The organism is Marseilla massiliensis (assembly GCF_016899955.1).
In the GTDB taxonomy this organism is placed as follows: Bacteria; Bacteroidota; Bacteroidia; order Bacteroidales; family Bacteroidaceae; genus Prevotella; species Prevotella intestinigallinarum.
Map to the genome: position 1 here is coordinate 1 of NZ_JACJJL010000080.1, position 1,226 is coordinate 1,226.

Below are 1,226 nucleotides of genomic sequence, written 5' to 3' on the forward strand. Positions count from 1 at the left end.
GACGTTACATCGAGCTGGTATTGGGTGACGGACGGGAAAAACGTGACACCATCATCGTCAGCCATCCCAACGACAGGCGTGCCCAGACGTTCTTCCGCCGGGACGGCTCCAAAGGGGATGTACTGACACTTATCCGTGAGAACCTGAATGCCTTCCTCGTCACCGGCAAAGACGAGTGGCAGAAGGTGGCCAAGGTGATGGCACGCTTCGCCAATATGCCGGAACCGGAATACCATGAGGATTGGGAATACCTGAAATCTGTCAAGGCTGCATCAGTTTTTGATGCTTCACGCTATGAAGTGAGGCAAATAGATGTGGAGCGCATTCCTCAGATCTTCCGCCAGCGTGGATTGTCCGATGAAACGGCCAGGCGGTTTGCGCCATTCATTTCCCTCATACGGGACAAGCGTAACGGAAATTTTGATGGCTATAACATCGGTTTTCCTTATACCAATGCAGACGGACAGGTGAAAGGCTACGAGATACGCGGTTACGGAGGCTACAAGTCGAAGGCCGCAGGCACGGACTCTTCTTCTTCGGCATGGGTGGCCGACCTTTCCGGCAACAACCCGGAAGCCGTCAAAAGTCTGTTCTTCTGTGAGTCCGCTTTCGACGCGATGGCTTTCCACCAGATGAACAAGGGACAGCTGCACCCGGATGTGGCGTTGGTTTCCCTCGGAGGGACATTCTCCGACAACCAGATTATCGGCGTGATGGACCGTTTTCCGAACGCCAAGGCTTTCGACTGTTTTGACAACGACATTGCCGGGCGCATCTACGGGCTTCGTATGATTGGCCTGCTGGAGGGCATCCCGATGAAAATCAGCAAAACGGAGGGCAGCCTGCAAGTGGAAGCCGGGGGCAAAAGCTTCACCGTCAATCCGGTAAAGGCGTTGTCCTCACAGCTTGCCGCACACTTACCCATCCGTTATTGTACCGGGCAATGGTTGCCGCCCAAGGCGTTCAAGGACTGGAACGACTGCCTCTTGAACAAGTCGGTGGCTACGGTTCTCGTCCCACGCAAGGAGGAACGCGACCGGAATCTGGCGGAGCGGAGAAAAGGTAGTCTCAAAATGTAATGTAACATGGAACATATATGAAAGAAATCAGACTGAAAATGACCGCCGGGGCGTTGGCCCTGTGGTTGGTCGGAGGCCATACCGTTCCGGCGTTTGCCCAACAGATAGATCCGGCACTGACCGGCGCAGTGACGGCACAGACGCTGG

General features: G+C 54.9%; 1 protein-coding gene. It reads left to right on the plus strand.

The window, feature by feature from the left end; translation table 11 throughout:
• Positions 1-1,079 (plus strand): DUF3991 and TOPRIM domain-containing protein (locus tag H6B30_RS15960; protein ID WP_205112234.1); only part of this gene is annotated, 1,079 nt, incomplete at its 5' end.
• Positions 1,080-1,226 lie beyond the last annotated feature (147 nt).